Source organism: Bradyrhizobium sp. BRP19, assembly GCF_020194195.1.
Taxonomy (GTDB): Bacteria; Pseudomonadota; Alphaproteobacteria; order Rhizobiales; family Xanthobacteraceae; genus Bradyrhizobium; species Bradyrhizobium yuanmingense.
The window spans coordinates 205,946-225,162 of sequence record NZ_JADYVZ010000004.1 but is presented as its reverse complement, the minus strand read 5'-3'; the positions used below and the strand labels follow the sequence as shown (position 1 = coordinate 225,162).

Annotated in this window: 17 protein-coding genes; 4 read left to right on the top strand and 13 right to left on the bottom strand. The window is 66.4% G+C overall.

Annotated elements, in window-relative coordinates; genetic code table 11:
- Positions 1-109: 109 nt before the first annotated feature.
- The 7 genes from I6F36_RS15610 to I6F36_RS15580 form a co-directional block, all read right to left on the bottom strand.
- Positions 110-1,177, bottom strand: coding sequence for an alcohol dehydrogenase (locus I6F36_RS15610; protein WP_036025902.1), 1,068 nt, complete (start codon positions 1,175-1,177; stop codon positions 110-112).
- A gap of 75 nt (positions 1,178-1,252) precedes the next feature.
- Positions 1,253-2,224, bottom strand: coding sequence for an ABC transporter ATP-binding protein (locus I6F36_RS15605; RefSeq protein WP_225171712.1), 972 nt, complete (start codon positions 2,222-2,224; stop codon positions 1,253-1,255).
- Positions 2,221-3,213: an ABC transporter ATP-binding protein gene (locus tag I6F36_RS15600; protein ID WP_057026784.1), complete on the bottom strand. Its 993-nt coding sequence runs from the start codon at positions 3,211-3,213 to the stop codon at positions 2,221-2,223. Before I6F36_RS15600 ends, I6F36_RS15605 begins: the two co-directional genes overlap by 4 nt.
- Positions 3,210-4,082: an ABC transporter permease gene (locus I6F36_RS15595; protein ID WP_036004454.1), complete on the bottom strand. Its 873-nt coding sequence runs from the start codon at positions 4,080-4,082 to the stop codon at positions 3,210-3,212. The genes I6F36_RS15600 and I6F36_RS15595 overlap by 4 nt, the downstream gene beginning before the upstream one ends.
- A complete protein-coding gene (locus I6F36_RS15590; RefSeq protein WP_036025925.1) occupies positions 4,069-5,019 on the bottom strand; it encodes an ABC transporter permease in 951 nt (316 codons plus the stop codon). Before I6F36_RS15590 ends, I6F36_RS15595 begins: the two co-directional genes overlap by 14 nt.
- Before the next feature lie 7 nt (positions 5,020-5,026).
- A complete protein-coding gene (locus I6F36_RS15585; protein WP_109144553.1) occupies positions 5,027-6,562 on the bottom strand; it encodes an ABC transporter substrate-binding protein in 1,536 nt (511 codons plus the stop codon).
- A 130-nt stretch (positions 6,563-6,692) separates the two neighbouring features.
- Positions 6,693-7,889: a CaiB/BaiF CoA-transferase family protein gene (locus I6F36_RS15580; protein ID WP_225171711.1), complete on the bottom strand. Its 1,197-nt coding sequence runs from the start codon at positions 7,887-7,889 to the stop codon at positions 6,693-6,695.
- A 191-nt stretch (positions 7,890-8,080) separates the two neighbouring features.
- Between I6F36_RS15580 and glgA the strand changes: the two genes are divergently transcribed.
- The gene (glgA, locus tag I6F36_RS15575) at positions 8,081-9,496 is read left to right on the top strand and encodes a glycogen synthase GlgA (RefSeq protein WP_225143686.1); all 1,416 of its coding nucleotides are present in this window, start codon (positions 8,081-8,083) and stop codon (positions 9,494-9,496) included.
- Between the two features lie 141 nt (positions 9,497-9,637).
- Here the strand turns inward: glgA and I6F36_RS15570 are convergent, their stop codons facing one another.
- The 3 genes from I6F36_RS15570 to I6F36_RS15560 all read right to left on the bottom strand — a co-directional run bounded on the left by I6F36_RS15570 (position 9,638) and on the right by I6F36_RS15560 (position 12,704).
- The gene (locus I6F36_RS15570) at positions 9,638-10,585 is read right to left on the bottom strand and encodes an oxygenase MpaB family protein (RefSeq protein ID WP_225171710.1); all 948 of its coding nucleotides are present in this window, start codon (positions 10,583-10,585) and stop codon (positions 9,638-9,640) included.
- Between the two features lie 90 nt (positions 10,586-10,675).
- Complete coding sequence (locus I6F36_RS15565) at positions 10,676-11,821, bottom strand: patatin-like phospholipase family protein (RefSeq protein WP_128263539.1); 1,146 nt, start codon at positions 11,819-11,821, stop codon at positions 10,676-10,678.
- Between the two features lie 58 nt (positions 11,822-11,879).
- On the bottom strand, positions 11,880-12,704 hold the full coding sequence (locus I6F36_RS15560) for a 3-hydroxybutyrate dehydrogenase (protein ID WP_225139632.1): 825 nt from the start codon (positions 12,702-12,704) through the stop codon (positions 11,880-11,882).
- Between the two features lie 180 nt (positions 12,705-12,884).
- On the opposite strand from I6F36_RS15560, the gene I6F36_RS15555 reads away from it, so the two are divergent.
- The gene (locus I6F36_RS15555) at positions 12,885-13,772 is read left to right on the top strand and encodes a LysR family transcriptional regulator (RefSeq protein WP_036004434.1); all 888 of its coding nucleotides are present in this window, start codon (positions 12,885-12,887) and stop codon (positions 13,770-13,772) included.
- Positions 13,773-13,959: 187 nt separating this feature from the next.
- Here I6F36_RS15555 and I6F36_RS15550 read toward each other — a convergent pair whose 3' ends face one another.
- The gene (locus tag I6F36_RS15550; RefSeq protein ID WP_225171709.1) at positions 13,960-14,676 is read right to left on the bottom strand and encodes a peroxiredoxin-like family protein; all 717 of its coding nucleotides are present in this window, start codon (positions 14,674-14,676) and stop codon (positions 13,960-13,962) included.
- 273 nt (positions 14,677-14,949) lie between these two features.
- Between I6F36_RS15550 and I6F36_RS15545 the strand changes: the two genes are divergently transcribed.
- Together I6F36_RS15545 and I6F36_RS15540 are read left to right on the top strand one after the other, a co-directional pair.
- Positions 14,950-15,429, top strand: a complete 480-nt coding sequence (locus I6F36_RS15545) for a cupin domain-containing protein (RefSeq protein WP_036004428.1) — start codon at positions 14,950-14,952, stop codon at positions 15,427-15,429.
- 222 nt (positions 15,430-15,651) lie between these two features.
- Positions 15,652-16,854: an MFS transporter gene (locus tag I6F36_RS15540; RefSeq protein WP_036004473.1), complete on the top strand. Its 1,203-nt coding sequence runs from the start codon at positions 15,652-15,654 to the stop codon at positions 16,852-16,854.
- Here the strand turns inward: I6F36_RS15540 and ccoS are convergent.
- Both ccoS and I6F36_RS15530 read right to left on the bottom strand, forming a co-directional pair.
- Positions 16,851-17,018: a cbb3-type cytochrome oxidase assembly protein CcoS gene (gene ccoS, locus I6F36_RS15535; protein WP_008550618.1), complete on the bottom strand. Its 168-nt coding sequence runs from the start codon at positions 17,016-17,018 to the stop codon at positions 16,851-16,853. The genes I6F36_RS15540 and ccoS overlap by 4 nt on opposite strands.
- On the bottom strand, positions 17,018-19,207 hold the full coding sequence (locus I6F36_RS15530; RefSeq protein WP_036004422.1) for a cation-translocating P-type ATPase: 2,190 nt from the start codon (positions 19,205-19,207) through the stop codon (positions 17,018-17,020). The genes ccoS and I6F36_RS15530 overlap by 1 nt, the downstream gene beginning before the upstream one ends.
- Positions 19,208-19,217 lie beyond the last annotated feature (10 nt).

Genomic DNA, 19,217 nt, shown 5'->3' with positions numbered 1-19,217 from the left:
CCAGGTCGTCATTGCGAGCGAAGCGAAGCAATCCAGAACTGCATCCACGGAGACATTCTGGATTGCTTCGTCGCTTCGCTCCTCGCAATGACGAGGGAGAGAGCATTCGTTACGGCGTCAGCACCGTACGCCCGACCACCGCGCCCTGCTGCAATTGCAGCAGCGCGTCGTTGGCCTTGGCGAGCGGTTGCGGCGTCACCGGGATCGGCGGCACCTTCTTGGACCGCACGAGGTCGAGCAGCTCCTGCGTCTCGCGCAAGTTTCCGACATAGCTGCCCTGGATCGTCACCGCCTTGATCGGAATCAGCGGCAACGCCCAGGTCGCGCCGCCGCCGAACAGGCCGACAAGGACGAGCTTGCCGCCCTTGGTCAGGCAGTCGAAGCCGAGCTGCGTCGTAGCAGCGTTGCCGACCAGGTCGATCACGGCGCGGATAGGGCCGCCCGCCTTCTTGGCAAGCTGCTCCAGCGCGTCAGGGGCCTTGGGATCGACGGTCGCAAGCGCACCGGCCTTCTCCGCCGCCTCGCGCTTCCTCGCGTCGATATCGACCATGATCGCGCCCTTGCCGCCCATCGCCTTGAGCAGCGACAACGCCATCAGGCCGAGGCCGCCGGCGCCGAACATCACGATCGGCGTGTCGAAATGCTGCTCGACCTTCTTCAGCGCGCTGTAGGTGGTGACGCCCGAGCAGGCATAGGGCGCGGTCGTCGCGGGATCGAGGCCCTTCAGATTGAGCAGGTAGCGCGGATGCGGCACCAGCATGTGATCGGAATAGCCGCCGTCGCAATAGACCCCGAGCGAGCGCGGCGTCAGGCACATGTTCTCGTCACCGGCGAGGCACGTTGCACATTTGCCGCAGCCGATCCAGGGATAGACCAGCCCGACATCGCCGACCTTCAGGTCGCCCTGGTCGGTCGGCTTCACGTCGGGGCCGAAGGCGAGGACTTCGCCGACCGTCTCGTGGCCCATGGTCAGCGGCAGGTTGATGCCGCGGTCCTTCAACGAGAGCGGCTTGCGGCCATGGCCGAGATCGTAGCCGCCTTCCCAGATGTGGAGGTCGCTGTGGCAGACGCCGGCGGCCTTCACCTTGATCAGCACCTGCGTGCCCGAGGGCTGCGGCGTCGCCTCGTCGACCTCCTGCAGCGGCGCCTTGAAATCGGCAACCTTGAAACTCTTCATCGGCGTCCTCCCGCATGCTTCTTGTTGTCGCGCCACCATGCCATGGTCGGCGCGACCAGACAAACCGGTCTTAGTTCAGGCCAGCGGATGATGGCAAGCCGCGAACTGGCCGGGTGCGACCTGGCGCAACTCCGGTATCTCCGCGCTGCAACGCTGATCCGCGCGCGGGCAGCGGGTGCGGAAGCGGCAGCCGGACGGCGGCGCAATCGGCGATGGCGGCTCGCCGGCCGCCACACTTTCGGCGGGTCGCACGTCCGGATCCGGCACCGGGATCGCCTGCAACAGCAGCGCGGTGTAGGGATGCGCAGGCCGCGCGAACAATTGCTCGGAGGGGGCGACCTCGCAGAGCCGGCCGAGATACATCACCGCGACGCGGTCGCTGACCGCTTTGACCACCGCGAGGTCGTGCGCGATGAACAGCAGCGTCAGACCGAAGCGCGCCTTCATCTCCTCCAGCAGGTTGAGGATCTGCGCGCGAATGGAGACGTCGAGGGCCGACACCGGCTCGTCGCAGACGATGAACTCCGGGTTGAGCACCAGCGAGCGCGCGATACAGATGCGCTGGCACTGGCCGCCGGAGAATTCGTGCGGCAGGCGGGTCGCCACGAGATCGGGGTCGAGCCCGACCGCGGAGAGCACCTCGTGAACGCGCCGTTTGCGCTCGGCGGCATCCTTGATCCCGGCGATGATCAGCGGCTCGGCGACGATGTCGCCGATGCGCCGGCGCGGATTGAGCGAAGCAATCGGATCCTGGAAGATCAGCTGCACGCGGCGGCGCATCCGGCGCAGCGCCTCGCCCTCCATCGTGGTGAGGTCCTCGCCGTCGAACATCACGCGGCCGGACTTGGCGCGGCGCAGTTGCAGCACCGCGCGCCCGAGCGTCGACTTGCCGCAGCCGGATTCGCCGACCAGCCCAAGCGTCTCGCCGCGCGCGACCTGGAGGCTGACACCGGAAACGGCATGAACAATCTTGTTGCCGAGGCCGTATTCGACCACGAGATTGTCGACGTTGAGAAGCGGCGCGGGGCGCGCGGCAAGCTGCATCATGCCTCGATCCCCTCCGTCATCCGGATCGGATGGAAGCAGGCATAGAGATGTCCCGACACCTCGGCGCTGGTCAGGACCGGTTTGGCCTCATGACAGCGCCCGCCGGCATAACTGCAGCGCGGCGCGAAGGAGCAGCCCTTCAGCGGGCGCGTCGGATCGGGTGGACGGCCCGAGATCGCCGGCAGCGGCGTATGCGGCGCGGTATCGAGCTTCGGGATCGCCGCCAGCAGCGCCTCGGTGTAGGGCATGTGCATGCGCTTGAACAAGGCTTGCGTCGGCGCGCGCTCCACCACCCGGCCGGCATACATTACCGCGACCTCGTCGGCGCGGCCGGCTACCACGCCGAGATCGTGGGTGATGATGATCATCGCCATGTGGCGGCGGCGCTGCTCGCGCGCGAGCAGATCGAGGATCTGCGCCTGGATGGTGACGTCGAGCGCGGTGGTCGGCTCGTCCGCGATCAGGAGCTTCGGCTCGCAGGACAGTGCGATCGCAATCGCGATGCGCTGGCGCATGCCGCCGGAGCATTGATGCGGATATTGCGCGAGCCGCTGCTCCGGGGCGGGAATGCCGACGGCGGCGAGCAGCTCGATGCTGCGGGCCTTCGCGGCGGGAGCGTCAAGCTCGAGGTGCTCCTGGATCGTCTCCATCAGCTGCGTGCCGATGGTGAGCACAGGGTTGAGCGAGGTCATGGGGTCCTGGAATACGACCGCGAGGTCGCGCCCGCGCAGCCGCCGCAGGCTTTCAGGCTCGAGCCGCACCAGATCCTCGCCGTCGAACATCACCCGGCCCGTCAGCTTCGCCTTCTTCGGCAGCAGCTGCAGCACGGCGCGCGAGAGCATGGTCTTGCCGCAACCGGATTCACCGACGATTCCGAGCGTGCGGCCGGCCTGCAGCGAAAGGTCGACGTGATCGACCGCGCGCAGGTTTCCGCGCGGGGTCGGCAGCTCGACCGCGACATCCTCGATGGCCAGGAGCGGCGCGGTCACAGTGCCCCCTGACGTGGGTCGGTGAGAGCCCGCAAGGTGTCGCCGACGAGGTTGAACGCCAGCACGGTCGCAAACAGTGCTGCCGCCGGCAGAAAGGCGAGGCGCGGCGCGACGTCCAGACTGTCACGTCCCTCCCCGATCATGCTGCCCCAGCTCGGCATCGGCGGCGGCACGCCGAGGCCGAGGAAGGACAGCGCGCCCTCGACCACGATGGTGACGGCGACGCCGAGCAGGAAGAAGGCGAGCAGCGGCAGGATGACGTTCGGCAGCAGCTCGCGCAGCAGGATGCGCGCATGGCTCGCCCCTAACGCCTCGGCGGCGATCACGAATTCTCGCCGCGCCAGCGTCAGCGTCGCCGCGCGCGCCACGCGCATGAAAGCGGGAATGCCGAGCACGCCGAGGACAATAGTGAGGTTGGGGACCGACTGCCCGAGATAGGCGACCACCGCGAGCGCGAAGATCAGCGGCGGAAAGGCGAGCAACACATCCATGCTGCCGACCACCAGCGTCTCGAACCGGCCGCGGAAATAGCCGGCCAGCAGGCCGAGCGCGCCGCCGATGACGAGGCCGATCATGGGCGCGATCAGCCCGACCGTTAGCGACACCCGCGCGCCAAAGATCAGCCGGGCGAGCTCGTCGCGGCCGAGCCCGTCGGTGCCGAGCCAATGTTCCCCGGAGAAGGCGGCGCGCCGTTCCAGCATGTCCATATCGGTCGGGTTCTGCAGCGGCAGCACCGGCGCCAGGATCGCTAGCGAAAGGATGATCGCAACCCAGGCGCTTGCGATCCAGAACAACAGGCCGAGCTTGGGCTTGCGGCCGACCGGCGCAGCTACCTCCTCGTCCTGGATCGACAGCTCAAGCGTGGCCATGGCGGATCCTGGGGTCGAGCACGGCATAGAGCATGTCGACGATGAAGTTGACGATGACGAAGCCGCAGGCGACCAGCAGCACCACGCCCTGGAGAATGACGAGGTCCCGGGTGTAGATCGCCCCGACCAGCAGCCGGCCGATGCCGGGCAGCGCGAAGATCGTTTCCACGATCAGCGTGCCGCCGAGCAGGCGACCGATATTGATGCCCGTCACCGTCACCAGGGTCAGCGAAGAAGGCTTCAGCGCATGCACCAACAGGATGCGCGATGGCTTGAGACCCTTTGCTTTCGCCAGCGCGATATAGTCCTCCTGCAACGTCGCGATCATGTCGGAGCGCAGCACCCGCATGATGCCCGGCCATTCCGCCAGCGCCAGCGTCAGCGCCGGCAGCACGAAGAAGCGCAAATTGGCCAGCGGCGCCTCGGTGAACGGCACATAGCCGGTCGCCGGCAGCCAGCGCAGCTCGACCGCGAACAGATAGATCAGCAGGATCGCAGTCAGGAACGACGGCATCGACAGCATCGCGAAAGCGCTGCCGGTCATGAAGCGGTCGAACGCACCGCCGGCGCGCGCGGCACAGGCGATCGCAACGGGAACACCGATCAGGAGCCCGATGAACTCGGCCATCAGCATCAGCTGCAGCGAGACCGGGATGCGCTCGGCCACCGCCTGCAGCACCGTCTGCCCGGTGCGAAACGAGCGGCCGAGATCGCCCTGCACCACGTGGCCGAGCCAGCTCAGGTAACGCCACCACAGCGGCTGGTCGAGTCCCATGTCGCGGCGCAGCGCCGCGACGTTCTCCGGCGTTGCCTGATCGCCCAGGATGACGAGCGCGAGATCGCCCGGCAGCAGCGAGGCGATCAGGAACGTCAGCAACGAGACGGCGAGCAGGACCGGCAGCATGGCAAGCAGCCGCCGCGCGACGAAGTTCAGCATCGCGCGGTCATTCCAGCCAGGTGGTCGAGACGTCGATCACGCCGTTGTAGATCTTCGGAAAGCCCTTCAGCTTGGCGCTGGACAGCGCGTAATAGGTATTCTGGAAGGTCCAGAACCAGATCGCCTCCTTGTTGATCAGACGGCTGATGGCGCAATAATCCTCGGTGCGCTGGCCGATGTCGGCGGTGACGCGCGCATGGTCCAGAAGCTTGTCGAGCTCGGGGTTCGCGTATCCGGCGAGCGCCAGCGGGCTGCCGCTGCGGAAATTCGCGTACATCTGCGGATCGGGATCGGCGAGATCGACGATGCGCCACGGCGTCAGCTGGAACTGCCGGGTGAAGGCGCGCGTCGGAATCGTGGCCTGGTCGACCTGCTCGATCTCCATGTTGGCGCCGACGCGCTTCCAGAATTGCTGCAGCACTTGGCCGACCATGCGGCCGCGCGGCGTCGCCGTCACCAGCATCTTGAACTCGACCGGCTTGCCGTACTCCTTGATCAGCGCCTTGGCCTTCTCAACGTCGAACGGCAGCGCCCCGTCGTCCTTGCACTTGACCCAGGAGCCGTCGCCGTAAGGATTGCTCGCGGGCCGGCTCAGGCCGTTGCTGATCGCTTGCGACATCTTGGGACGGTCGATCGCCATCACCAGGGCCTGCCGCACCCTCACGTCATCGAACGGCGCCACCTTGGTGTTGAAGGCGTAGACCTGCGCGCCCGAGCCCTTGTAGGTGTGCACGGTGAGCTTGGGGTCCTTCTGCGCCCTCATGATGTTGTCGGCGTCGTTCTCGTCATCCCAGATGATGTCGGCCTCGCCCGATTGCAGCGAGGCAAAGCGCGACTGCGCGTCGGGCAGCGGCTTCAGGACGATGCGGTCGAGATACGGGCGACCCTTGTCCCAATAGTTCGGGTTCTTCTCCAGCACCATGCGGTCGCCGGCGGTCCAGGATTTCAGGATGTAGGGGCCGGTGCCGACGGGATTGCGGTTGTAATCGTCGCCCTTGGTCTTCCAGGCGGTCGGCGAATGGATGACGTTGTTCTGGCTCTGGATGGTGATCGTCGCCGGCAGGTTCACGGAAGGATCGGTGAGATTATAGACGATTGTGTATTCGTCCGGCGCCAGCACCTCCTTGACGTTGGTGATGTAGAAGGCGCAGCGGCACTTGTTGGCGGGGTCCTTCTGCCGGTCGAAATTCTCCTTGAAGGCCTGCGCATTGAACGGCGTGCCGTCGTGGAATTTGACGCCTTCGCGGAGCTTGAAGGTCCAGGTCTTGTAGTCCTCGGAATGGCTCCAGGACACCGCGAGCTTCGGCGCGGCCTCGCCCTTGTCATTCAGCGTCGTCAGCGTGTCGAAGATCGCGGCGGCAGCGGTGAAGGTCGAGGTGTCGTAGACGCCGACCTTGAGCGGATCGAAGCCTGCGATCTCCAGCTCCTGACCGACGGTGATGCTGCCGCCCGATTTCTGCGCCTGCGCTGGCGTAGCCAGTGCAAATGCCGCAACGAGGAAAATAGGCACGCGCCTGCGTGCCAAGGCCGCCGCGTTCGTCATGGTTCCTCCCGGGATCCCTCGTCCGATGTTTCGGATCGTGAATGACTCGGAGGCGAGCTTGGCGACAAATGCCCGCCTCGGCAAGAGGAACGAACGAGAGTTCGAACGCCGCATGTGGCGGCGATGAGACTCAGGATGTCGCGGCCGTTTTGCCTGGCGGAATTGCCGTACGGTCCGCAAGGCCGATCTCCTGGCGCAACGCGTCGGTGTGCTCCCCGAGCACGGACACGGTCTTGGCCGGCGCCGTGTCAGCCCCCGACATCCGAAACGGCAGGTTGAGCACCTGGAACGAGCCGCCCTCGTCCCGCACCTCGGAGAGTGCCTGGCGGTGCGCAAGCTGCGGATCGGCCAAAGCCTCGGACACGCTGCGATAGGCCGAGGCCGGCACGCCGGCAGCGCCAAGCACGCGCAAGCACGCATCGGTCGAAAGCTGCCGCGACCAGATTTCGACGCCGTCCATCAGCTCGGCCCAGTTCTCGCGCCGCGCGGCATAGGTGGCGAAACGCGGATCGGAGACCCAGTCCGGGCGGCCGATCACCCCCATCAGGGCCTGGAACGTCTTCTCGCTGGCGATCGTGATCATGACGTAGCCGCTTGCCGTCTCGGTCGGTCCGAACATCGGGCGTGGCGGCGGCGGCACCGCGAATTGCGAGCTCTGCAGCTCGGTCAGCGTCAGCGACAGCATGGTTTCCAGCATGGAGACGTCGATGTGCTGGCCGGCGCCCGTCACGCTGCGTTGATAGAGCGCCGACGCGATCGCGCCAAAACCATAGGTCCCGGTGACGACGTCGGCGTGGTAGATACCGCAATAGTCGGGACGGTTGCGGCCCGGCTGGTAGGCGAGATGGGCCATGTCGTAGCCCGAGGCCGCGTGGATCACCGGGGCGTAGGCCGGCAGCTCGGCCGAAGGGCCGGTCTGGCCATAGCCCGAGATCGAGCAGTAGATCAGCCTCGGGTTGACCTGACGCAGGCTGTCGTAGTCGAGCCGAAGGCGGCGCATCACGCCGGGACGGAAGTTCTCGACCAGAATATCCGACGTCGCGGCCAGCCGGCGCACCGCCTCCTTGCCGTCCTCGGACTTGAGGTCGAGGACCACGCTCTTCTTGCCGACATTGAGCTGGCCGAACGCGGTGCTGCAGCCGTTGCGGAGGGGAGGCCGGGTCCGCATCGTCTCCCCGCCGTCGGTCTCGATCTTGATGACCTCGGCACCCATGTCGGCGAGCATCCGTGTGCAATGGGGCCCGGCGATGGTGGTCGAAAAATCCAGCACCCGCAGGCCCGCGAAGGCCTTTGTCGTCGTCCCCTCATGCTTATCTGCTAGCTGCATGCCTGCCTGCGCCCTTGAACTCGTGGAACCATCGAAGATCTTTGTTGTTGATGCGGCGACCCTAGAGGGCGGCGGCTGAGTAGGAAAGTGTTTACCGAACAGACGTGCCGCGTGGGCGGGCTTTGGATTTCCAGCACAACTGGACCCGTTCTTGCATAGCAGCAAGCGGGGTCGAAAGAGGGCGGTTGTTCTTGAGGGTCTTGTTCGTCACCACAGAGATGGACGACTTCGTTCGCGTCGGCGGATTGGGCGCCGTTTCCGCCGCCCTCCCCCGCGCACTTCGCTCCTTCGCCGATATCCGGATCATGCTGCCCGGCTATCGCGACATCATCGAGCAACTCACGCATATTCAGGTCGTTGGCCGCTGTCCCGCATTCGCGGAGATGCCGGCCTGCTCGCTCGGCCGTGCCGCGACCAAGGACGGCCTGCCGGTCTATGTGCTGTTGTGCTCGCAGCTCTACGACCGACCCGGCAACCCCTATGGCGACGAGTTCGGGCGCGATTGGCCCGACAACGACATCCGCTTCGCGCGCTTCGCCTCGGCCGCCGCTGAGCTCGCCATGGGCAAGCTGGACAAGAATTGGGCAGCAGACCTGATCCATGCCAACGATTGGCAGGCCTCGCTGGTGCCGGCCTATCTGGCCTGGCAGGGCGCCAAGCTGCCGTCCATCCTGACCATCCATAACCTCGCCTATCAGGGCCTCTTCCCGAAGGACTCGCTGCGGCGGATCGGCGCACCGGAGAGCTCCTTCCACATCGACGGCGTCGAGTTCTACGACCAGGTCTCCTTCCTCAAGGCGGGCCTCGTCTACGCCTCCCACCTCACCACGGTCAGCGGCACCTATGCGCGGGAGATCACCACGGCCGAATTCGGCTGTGGCCTGGAGGGCCTGCTCCGCCTGCGCTCCGACGCCGCCGAGCTCACCGGCATCCTCAACGGCATCGACGAGAGCTGGGACCCGCGCTCCTGCGCCCAGCTTGCCCAGCAATTCGGCGCTGGCGACTGGGTCGGCAAGAAGGCCAATGCGGACTACGTCCGCAAGCAGTTCGGACTGGCGGTCTCGCGCGGGCCGATGTTCGGCATCGTCGCGCGTCTCGTGCACCAGAAGGGCATCGACCTCGTTCTGTCGGCGGCGGACGAGATCGTCGATGCCGGCGGGCAGATCGTGGTCACCGGCTCCGGCGAGCCGGCGCTCGAGCAGGCCCTGATCGACGCGCACCGCCGCCGCCCCGACGCCATCGGGGTCGCGATCGGCTTCAACGAGGCCCAGGCGCGGCGCATCTTCGCCGGCAGCGACTTCACCTTGATGCCGTCGCGGTTCGAGCCGTGCGGGCTCAGCCAGATGTACGCGCAGCGCTTCGGCTCGCTGCCGATCGGTCACCAGACCGGCGGCCTCGCCGAAACCATTAGCGACGGGGAGACCGGATTCCTGTTCTCGAGGCCGTCGCACGAATCTTTCCTCGGCGGCGTGCGGCGGGCCTTCTCGGCCTTCATGGCCCACGACCAGCTCGATACGATGCGCCGCAGCGCCATGGGGCGCTCGTTCTCCTGGAGCATCTCGGCCGGCAGCTACAGCGCGCTGTACCGCAAGCTGGCGTCGGTGTGAGGCACTGCTGTCATTCCGGGGCGCGCCGTTTGGCGCGAGCCCGGAATCCATCGTGCGGCCGGAACGCTCGGAGAAATGGATTCCGGGCTCGCGCTCCGCGCGCCCCGGAATGACAAGCTGCGACAAGCTTGCCTCGAGTCCCTATTTCCCGCGCACATCCATCTGCGGACGGCCGATCCAGGCGCGATTAAGACACCGCGTCATCCAGTCGGGCCGCGCTTCGCCCCGCAGCCGCGCCTGCGCTTCGTGGTAGGGACCGACATAGCGCAGCCGGCCAGGCAATTTCGGATAGACGCGCCGAATCCACCGCAGCGCGTGATCGGCGGATCGGATCGCACGCGCGTCGAGCTCGAAGCCGAAGCCCGCGCGCAAGCGCTCGGGCAGCATGCTCGCGGTGAGCGCGCAATACCAGCGCGGCGGCCGCAGCCACGGGCGCGCGCCGCTGAATATCTGCGCGGCGATCTCGCGGGCCGCAGGGCCAACGGTTAGCGTCTCCGACTGCGCCATTGCCTTGGTGTAGGCGACGAAGCCGGACCAGTCCGCCGGCAAATCATCCCCCTTTAATCCGAAGAGGGCGCCGTACAGCCTGGCCTCGCTCCAATAGCGATCGCGCTCCTCCGCCGAGAGTGGCGGCAGCACCAGATCATGTGCCATAAGCGCGGTCTCGACCAGCGTGGCGTGGACCCAGCGCAGCGCGGGGATGTCGTTGGCGCAGTAGCGCGAGCCGGCCGCGAACGGCCCCACGGTCTCGGGCATCTCGCCGACGATCATGCTGTGACGCCGATGTAGCTGCCGGGACGACAGCAGCGCCCGGTCCAGCGAACCGAACACCATCGTAAAGACGATGTCGAAGGTGCGATGGAAGCGGCCGATCGGATCGGCAAGGGTGCGCGAATGCTCGGCGATCGCCGCCGCCACCCAGGGATGGGCCAGTTGCAGCAGCAGCGCACGGCCGGCGCCGAGAAAGAGCACGGCCTCCCGGTCGATCTGCCAGGTCAGTGAGGCCGGACCGAATACGCCCGCGACCGGTCCCGCCGCGTTGGCACGCAGCGTCTCGAGCGACTCCTCCAGATCTTTCTCAGCGACCAATTGCAAGCCTCGCGACGAAGATACGGCGACCATACTCCGGACCGCGCGCCTGCAAAATCGTCGTCGTGCGAGGCTATGACGAACAGAGCCTCACTCCGCCGCCATCGGCATCTCGTCCATATGCTCGTGCAGCACGACGCCGGCGAGCGGATCGAATTCGCCGATCCAGGGCTTGCGCGCCAGCACCGATTTCGTGTGCGCATAGCCGGCGTGCCAGCGCCGCGTGATCCCGGACGGACTGAAGTCGATATCCTTGGTATGGGTCTCGTGCTCGAGCTGAGGCGCCAGCAGCCGCACCACGTGCATGCGGGTCGGGCAGCCGTAGCTCGTCAGTTCCCTCACCGCGGGATCGTTGCGCTCGCTCTCGGGCAGCCGCGCCGCGAGCTGGTTAATGACGTGGCGCAGACGATGGGCCTGCTGCTGTCGCACGATCTGGCTGGCGATGCGGCTGGAATATTGCACGTCCTTGTGCCGGTTCAGCACCTCCGCCATCGTGGTCGGCTCCGGCCCGACCGGATTCCACAGATGCACGGAGAAGATCAGCGAGTTCCTGCGTGGATTGTCGTCGAACACGGCTTCGGTCGGCGTGTTCGACAGGATGCCGCCGTCCCAATAGAGCTCGCCGTCGATGCGCACGGCGGGGAAAGCCGGCGGCAGCGCGCCCGAAGCCATCACATGCTTCACCGTCAGCTCGCCGTCGCGGCTGTCGAAATAGCGCATTTCGCTGGTGCCGACATGAGCCGCACCGACCGTCAGACGCGGTGCGCAGCGGTTGGCGAGATCAAAATCGACGAGCTCGCTCAGCGTCTTCTCCAGCGGCGCGGTCGAATAATAGCCGGCGTGATCGGCGCCCAGCGGATAGGAATCGCCGGCATGGGCCAGCGGATTGGGCCGGAAGAAACCGGCAATGCCGTGGGTCACGGTCGACCAATAGGCCAGCTTCTCGTTGAAGCCGGGAAACGCGGCTCGCCAGTCCCAGACCGGCTTCTGCTCCATCCGCTTCCAGAACTCCCGCAAGCGCGCGAGCCGGTGCTCGGGCGCGTTGCCGGCGATGAGGCTCGCATTGATCGCACCGATCGAGGTGCCGATGATCCAGTCCGGCTCGATGCCGGCTTCGTGCAAGGCCTGGTAGACCCCCGCCTGGTACGAGCCGAGCGCGCCGCCGCCCTGAAGCACGAGCACGACCTGACCCGGCAGGTCGTGCTGCTTATGCTGAGAATTGTCCTGCGTGCCCATGTCTCGCTCCTGGTGAGCTTGCACTGTTCGAGTATTCGACTTGCTGCGCCGGCCCATGTCAATGCGCGGTCCAACCGCCGTCGACCGGCAGCGCAACGCCGGTGATCGAGGCCGCCGCGTCCGTCGACAGGAACACCGCGAGTGCGCCGAGCTCCTCGACCGCAACAAAGCGCTTGTTCGGCTGTTGCGCCAGCAGCACGTCGCGGATCACCTGATCGCGGGAGATGCCATGGGCCTTGGCCTGGCCGTCGATCTGCGCCTCGACCAGCGGCGTATGGACATAACCAGGGCAGATTGCGTTGCAGGTGATGCCCTGCTCCGCCGTCTCCAGCGCCGTCACCTTGGTGAGGCCGACGATGCCATGCTTGGCGGTGACATAGGCTGCCTTGAACGGCGAACCGACCAGGCCGTGCGTGGAGGCAATGTTGATGATCCGGCCGAAACCGTTCTGCCGCATTGCCGGCAACGCGAGCCGCGTGGTGTGGAAGGCCGAGGACAGGTTGATTGCGAGGATCTGGTCCCACTTCTCGACCGCAAACTGGTCGAGCGGCGCGACATGCTGGATGCCGGCGTTGTTGACCAGGATGTCCAGCCGGCCGGATTGGGCCACCGTTGCCGCGATCATCTCGGCGATCGATTTCGGCCTCGTCATGTCCGCCGGCGAATAGCTGGCCTTGACGCCGAACTCGGCGGCGATCTGCTCGCGCGTCCGGCCGATCTCGCTGGCGACACCAAGGCCATTGAGCACGATGTCGGCGCCCGAGGCGGCGAGGGCCCGCGCGATACCGAGACCGATGCCGCTGGTCGACCCGGTGACAAGCGCCACCTTGCCGGCAAGCACGCGTGATGAAGCGGACGTCTGCGTCTTGATGGGAATATTCATGATCCAGACCTCTTCTCAGCGCGACACCGCGCCAGCCTGGAGCGAAATGTGCGGGATCTCCGGGATTTGCGGAAATGCCGGTTGGCTTCCGAGTCGATACGTCCGCGCTATCGCAGGCGGGATGTCATTTTTCGCCCTGATCGGCTAGATTTCCGGTCGATTTTTGCTGGGAGCCGATCCATGGAAATGCACCAGGTCCGCTATTTCCTCGCGGTGGCGCAGCTCTTGAACTTCACGCGCGCGGCCGAGGAATGCAACGTCACGCAGCCCTCGCTGACGCGAGCGATCAAGCAGCTCGAGGCCGAGCTGGGCGGCGACCTGTTCCGCCGCGAACGCCCCGCCGCGCAATTGACTGAGCTCGGCCAGCGCATGCATCCACTCCTGAAGCAGTGCTATGACGCGGCCATCGGCGCGCGCTCGCTCGCCTCCTCGTTCAGGAGCGGAGAGATCGGTGCGCTCCGCATTGCGCTGACGCATTCGATCGACCTCGCTTTGCTGATTCCGCATCTCAACGAGATCAAGCGGCAGTTCAACCGGCTCGAATTCCGCTTTCTGCGCGGCTCGGGCCGGGAGGTCGGCGACTTCCTGAAGAAGGGCGAAGCCGAGCTCGGCATTGCTGCCGAGATCGACGAGGCCTGGGACCGGCTGGATGTCTGGCCGCTGTTCACCGAGAGCTTCGAGCTCGTCGTCGGCGACGGGCACCGGCTGGCCGGCCGCAGCTCGGTCGAACTGGACGATCTGCGATCGGAGCTGCTGCTGAGCCGAACTTTCTGCGAGCACGCGCGCCGCATCTCCGCGAGCCTGCGCGAGCACGGCATCGACATCGAACAGGGTCATGAGGTCTCGAACGAGCGCGACTTGATCGAGCTGGTCGAGGCCGAGATGGGCATCGCCATGGTGCCGCACACCTCGCCCGTGCCGGAGCGGCTGACCCGCGCCGCGGTCACGGGGCTGGACGCCCGCCGCACCGTCAATCTCTATGGGGTCGCCGGCCGGCAACGCACCGCCGTGGGCAACGCCGTCATGCGGATGCTGCGCGGCGCCGACTGGCGCGAGATCGCGGGGTAGTCTTTACAGTGTCGACCGCCCTTCCCCTCTCCCCCTGTGGGAGAGGGTGGCTCGCCGCATAGCGGCGAGACGGGTGAGGGGTATCTCTCCGCGACTCCAATCCTCATTTGTGATTGCGGAGGTACCCCCCCTCATCCGGCGATTCGCGCCACCTTCTCCCACAAGGGGAGAAGGAAGAGAGCGTAGCTCAATTCTCCTGGCTCGCGCGCTCCAGCGCTTCGATCAGATCGTCGATCTCCATGCGCTTGCGGAAATCCGGATCGACGAAGCGGGCTTTCACGATGCCGTCGCGTCCGACCACGAACACGGCCGGGATCGGCAGCATCCAGCCGTCATTGCCGTGGAATTTCGCCATGTCCTGATAGGACAGCAATTGCTGGATCTCGGCACCTAACCAGATCGCGAGGTCGAGCGACAGCGCATAGCCGTTGTCGAGATCCGTCAGGATCGGAAACGGCGCGCCGGATTCGGACTTGAGCTGCCCGGTATATTCCTGCGTCTCCGGCACGATCGCGACGACCTGCGCCCCCATCGCCTTGATGCGGTCCAGCGCCTGGACCACGGCGCGGACATTGAGCCGGCAATAGGGACACCAATGGCCGCGGAAGAACATCACCGCGACGGGGCCTTCCTCCAGCAGCGAGGGCAGCGACACGAGATGCCCCCCCTCGCCGGGCAACATGAAGGGCGGCATCGGGTCGCCCGGCCGCGGCGCGGTCTCGCCGCCGCCGTTGTCGCTCAATCGCGCGACCAGGCGATCGACCGCCTCGCCATAGGCCGGAAAGACCTCGCGGCTGGCATCGGCATAGGCGCGGAGCTGTTCGTTCAGCGTGCTGTCCATGTCGCGGCAGCGCTGGAACGCGAGCCTGAGCTGTTCGGCATCGGCTGGCGAGAGAGACGTCATCTTCCTGCTCCGGCTTCCTTGCGGGCGAATATTAGTTTCCCGGTTCGCCCGCCCGCAAGGGGCGACCACAATCGGGCGTGCTGGCATCGGACGCCGGATGCTGCGAAAGCGGAAATGCCGATGCCCAATCGGTTCGATAGCTGCCGCCTATCGGCATAGCGCGGGGCTATCGCATCGAAAGCAAGCCGGCATTTCAACATGGAAAAGGTCTCGACGAAGCTCCTGCCATAGCCCGCGGCCATCAGGGCTCGCGGCCAACAGAGGAGACTTTCCATGTCTAGCCATCTCACAATGTCGCGCGTGGTTTGGACAGGCGTTGCCGTTCTCGGCGCGCTGACATTTGCGACGCCGGTTTTCGCCGGCGAATGTCCGGCCGGCAAGACCAAGCCGAATGCGCAGCCGATGGTCGACTACAAGCCGGTCGGCGTCACCGACGTGACGCTCGGCACGATCGATCTCGGCAAGCAGCCCGCCCGTATCGAGGGCCGCGAGCTGCGCTTCCGCAAGCTGACCATCGAGCCCGGCGGCATCGTGCCCTGGCACAGCCATGACGACCGTCCGGCCCTGATCTTCGTGCAGCAGGGCGAGATCGTCGAATACGCCTCCAACTGCGTCGACCCGATCGTGCACAAGGCCGGCGACATCCGCCCCGAAGTCCACGGCACCTCGCACTGGTGGAAGAACCTCGGCAAGGAGACCGTCATTCTCTATGTCGGCGACGTCCGCAAGGATCCCAACGACCGCCATATGTAATTCCCTGCGGCCATACTTCGAGACGCCCGCTTCAGGCAGGCTCCTCAGGATGAGGACGGAGTGTGCGGCAGCAGCCTCGGCGGCCACGATGTCGCTTAGCCTCATCCTGAGGAGACCGCCACCGGTTCCGCGCAGAGCGCGGCCCGATGACAGGCTCCGCGGTCGTCTCAAAGGACGAGGCGCGCGCTCGGGGCATGCCAGGGCATGAGGGAGCGCAACGACATGACCGATCTTTCCGCATCGATCAAACCGACCGCGACGACGATGAATGCGCATTCCCCTGGCTTCGCGTTTCGCTCGCTCGTGATCGGCCTCACCGCATTCCTGACGGTCGTCGATCTCTTCGCGACGCAGGCGATCCTGCCCTCGCTGACACGGCACTACGGCGTCACACCCGCGGCAATGGGCTTTGCCGTCAATGCCAGCACCTTCGGCATGGCCGCAGCCAGCCTCGTCGTCGGCTTCTTCAGCCCGCGTATCGACCGGCGAACGGGCATCCTGCTCAGCCTGGCCCTGCTTGCGGTTCCCACCAGCCTGCTTGCTGTCGCGCCCAATCTTGCCGTCTTCACCGCGTTGCGGGTCGCGCAGGGCCTGTGCATGGCGTCCGCCTTCGCGCTCACCCTCGCCTATCTCGGCGAGCAATGCAGCGCCATGGACGCCGGCGGCGCCTTTGCCGCCTACATCACCGGCAACGTCGCCAGCAACCTCGTCGGCCGGCTGATCTCGGCCGCATTGGCCGATGGCCTCGGCCTCGCCTGGAACTTCTACTTCTTCGCGGCGCTCAATCTTACCGGCGCAGCGCTGGTCTATTTCACCGTCAACCGCGTGCGGCCGATGCATGCGATGATGCCGGCGGCTGCGCCGCTCGCCGCCACCATCGCGCATTGGCGCAATCCGCAGCTGCGCGCCTCTTTCGGCATCGGCTTCTGCATCCTGTTCGCCTTCATCGGTACCTTCACCTACGTCAATTTCGTGCTGGTGCGGCCGCCGCTGTCGCTCGGCATGATGGATCTCGGCCTCGTCTATTTCGTCTTCCTGCCGTCGATCGTCACGACGCTTCTGGCCGGCAGGGTGGCGGCCCGGCTGGGAACGCGGCCCACGATCTGGGGCGCGCTCGCTGTTGCCGGGCTCGGCCTGCCCTTGATGCTGTCGCCGCGTCTGGGCGAAGTGCTCGCCGGCATGGTCCTGGTCGGGGTCGGCACATTCTTCGCACAGGCCGCCGCGACGGGTTTCGTCGGACAGGCCGCAGCCGACAATCGCGGCATCGCCAGCGGGACCTATCTTACGTGTTACTTCTGCGGCGGACTGGTCGGTACGGCCGTGCTCGGGCGCCTGTTCGACGCTTTCGGATGGCAGGCGTGCGTATTCGGCGTGGGCGCGGCGCTCGCTGCCGCAGCCCTGCTTACATTCGCCCTGAAACGCTAGCGCTTGGCCGGCGCTTCCTGCGGCGGCTCGTCGTCGGCGATCGCGCGCCAGGCGGCGCCGTCGAGATCGTCGTACTGGCCGCTCCTGAGCGACCACAGGAAAGCGACGAGACCGGCACCTCCGAGCATCAATGCTAGCGGGACCAGGATGACCAGTATCTCCATTACACGATCTCCCGCGAGGCGCTGCGGGCGCGCAGCGAGTTCAGCATCACCAGGATCGACGATCCGCTCATGGCGGCAGCGGCGATCAGGGGCGTCACGACGCCGCTGATCGCAACCGGCACCGCGAGCACATTGTAGCCGATCGCAAGCCAGAGGTTCTGCCGCATCAAATGCAGCGCCTTGCGCGAGGCGTCGATGGCGGCGACGACGGGAGCCAGCGGCCGGCCGAGGAAGACGAGATCGGCGGTGGCCTGGCTGAGATGCGCGGCCGAGATCGGCGACATCGAGACATGGGCCGCCGCGAGCGATGGCGCATCGTTCATGCCGTCGCCGACCATCAGCACTTTCGCACCGCGCCGTTTCAGCTCCTCGATCCGCGCGATCTTGTCGGCCGGGGTGACGCCGGCGCGCCACTCGGGGATGTCGAGCGATCGGGCCGCGGCCTTCACGGCCGGCTCGCGATCGCCGGACAGGATCTCGACGCCGATGTTACGCGCCTTCAGAGCCGCGATCACCGCCTTGGCATCGGGTCGCAGGCCCTGGCGAACCGAGAGGATGAATTTTTCGCTGCCCTTGCTGAACGCGACGATGGAAGCTTCGGGATCGACCAAGGCGCTGGCGACCAGCGCCTCGGCACCGCTGAAGGAGGGACGGCCGAGGCGAAGCTCGAGGCCGTCGACGGTCGCACGGACACCCTGCCCGGCCTCCTCCACCGCATTGAGGATCGGAGACTTCGCACCGGCAGCTTGCGCGACGGCGGCAGCCACCGGGTGATGGCTCGACAGTGCGAGCCGGCCGGCGAGTTCGAAGACATCGGTGGGAATGTCGGCGGCATTCATCACTTCGAGCTCGGGCAGCGTCAGCGTGCCGGTCTTGTCAAAGATCACATGGTCGGCTTCAGCCAGCCGCTCGATCGCATCGCCCGCATTGAGCAGAACACCGGCCTTGAACATCGCGCCCGAGGCCACCGTCTGCACCGTCGGGATCGCAAGCCCTAGGGCGCAGGGACAGGTGATGATCAGCACGGCGACGCCGGTCACGATCGCATCGTGCCAGCTCGCACCGGCGAGGACCCATCCGAGAATGGTCAGGAGCGCGGTCGCATGCACCACCGGCGCATAGAGCCGCGAGGCCCGGTCGGCAAGGCGCATGTAGCGCGAGCGCGCCTGGAGCGCGTTGTCGAGCAGCCGCGTGATCTCGGCGAGCAGCGTCGCCTCGGAGGCAGCCGAGACCCGCACCCGCAAGCTGCCGGAGATGTTCATCGATCCCGCATAGACCGGCGTGCCCTGCTCGGCCGTGACATAGAGCGTCTCGCCGGTGATCAGGCTCTGGTCGATCTCGGAACGCCCTTCGATCACGGTGCCGTCGATCGCGCAGCGCTCGCCGGGCCGGAGCAGCACGATGTCGCCCGGATTGATCGCCGCCACCGGCACCTGCGAGATCTCGTCGGGCCCGATGAACTTCGCGGCCGTCTCCGCCTTCAGCGCGGCGAGATTGCCGGCGACCGCGCGGGTCCGCCGCCGCATGTTCTGGTCGAGGAAGCGGCCGACCAGGAGGAAGGTCAGCAGCATGATCGCGGCGTCGAAATAGGCATGCTCGGCGTGGTGGATGGTCTCGACCACGGACATGCCGAGCGCCAGGATCACGCCGATCGAAATCGGCACGTCCATGTTGGTGGTCTTGGCCGACAGAGCGCGCAAGGCCGAGCGAAAGAACGGCTGGCCGGCATAGGCCGCCGCCGGCAGCGCGATCAGCGCCGACAGCCAGTGGAAGAAATCGCGCTGCTCCGGCAGCATGTCCGAGACGTTGCCGGACCACACCGGGATCGACAGCATCATCACGTTCATGGTGGCGAACGCGGCGACCCCGAGGCAGCGCAGCAGGAAGCGGGATTCGGCGACCTCGGCCACTTCCGCACTCTCGGTCTCGAACGGATAAGCCTTGTAGCCGAGCTCTTCGAGCCGGTCGATGAAACGGCCGGGGTCGAGCGTGCCCGCCTTCCATTCCAGCGCAACGCGGCGGTCGGTGAGGTTGACGCGGGCCAGGGTGACGTCGGGGATGGCCGAGAGCCCGCGCTCGATCTTGGCCATGCAGCCGGCGCAGTGAACGCCCTCGACGGCGAGATCGATGTGCCGGAGGCCCTCGCCCGCATCGCGGACGTAATGAGAGAAATCGCGCGTGACCTGCATGACGGAATCC

Excerpts from the sequence above, each read along its gene's own strand:
- I6F36_RS15560 (WP_225139632.1), bottom strand. The coding sequence starts at position 12,704 with ATGAATATTCCCATCAAGACGCAGACGTCCGCTTCATCACGCGTGCTT.
- I6F36_RS15530 (WP_036004422.1), bottom strand. The coding sequence starts at position 19,207 with ATGCAGGTCACGCGCGATTTCTCTCATTACGTCCGCGATGCGGGCGAG.
- I6F36_RS15590 (WP_036025925.1), bottom strand. The coding sequence starts at position 5,019 with ATGCTGAACTTCGTCGCGCGGCGGCTGCTTGCCATGCTGCCGGTCCTG.
- I6F36_RS15550 (WP_225171709.1), bottom strand. The coding sequence starts at position 14,676 with ATGACGTCTCTCTCGCCAGCCGATGCCGAACAGCTCAGGCTCGCGTTC.
- ccoS (WP_008550618.1), bottom strand. The coding sequence starts at position 17,018 with ATGGAGATACTGGTCATCCTGGTCCCGCTAGCATTGATGCTCGGAGGT.
- I6F36_RS15580 (WP_225171711.1), bottom strand. The coding sequence starts at position 7,889 with ATGCAGCTAGCAGATAAGCATGAGGGGACGACGACAAAGGCCTTCGCG.
- I6F36_RS15540 (WP_036004473.1), top strand. The coding sequence starts at position 15,652 with ATGACCGATCTTTCCGCATCGATCAAACCGACCGCGACGACGATGAAT.
- I6F36_RS15565 (WP_128263539.1), bottom strand. The coding sequence starts at position 11,821 with ATGGGCACGCAGGACAATTCTCAGCATAAGCAGCACGACCTGCCGGGT.
- I6F36_RS15585 (WP_109144553.1), bottom strand. The coding sequence starts at position 6,562 with ATGACGAACGCGGCGGCCTTGGCACGCAGGCGCGTGCCTATTTTCCTC.
- I6F36_RS15595 (WP_036004454.1), bottom strand. The coding sequence starts at position 4,082 with ATGGCCACGCTTGAGCTGTCGATCCAGGACGAGGAGGTAGCTGCGCCG.
- I6F36_RS15545 (WP_036004428.1), top strand. The coding sequence starts at position 14,950 with ATGTCTAGCCATCTCACAATGTCGCGCGTGGTTTGGACAGGCGTTGCC.
- I6F36_RS15555 (WP_036004434.1), top strand. The coding sequence starts at position 12,885 with ATGGAAATGCACCAGGTCCGCTATTTCCTCGCGGTGGCGCAGCTCTTG.
- I6F36_RS15610 (WP_036025902.1), bottom strand. The coding sequence starts at position 1,177 with ATGAAGAGTTTCAAGGTTGCCGATTTCAAGGCGCCGCTGCAGGAGGTC.
- I6F36_RS15605 (WP_225171712.1), bottom strand. The coding sequence starts at position 2,224 with ATGATGCAGCTTGCCGCGCGCCCCGCGCCGCTTCTCAACGTCGACAAT.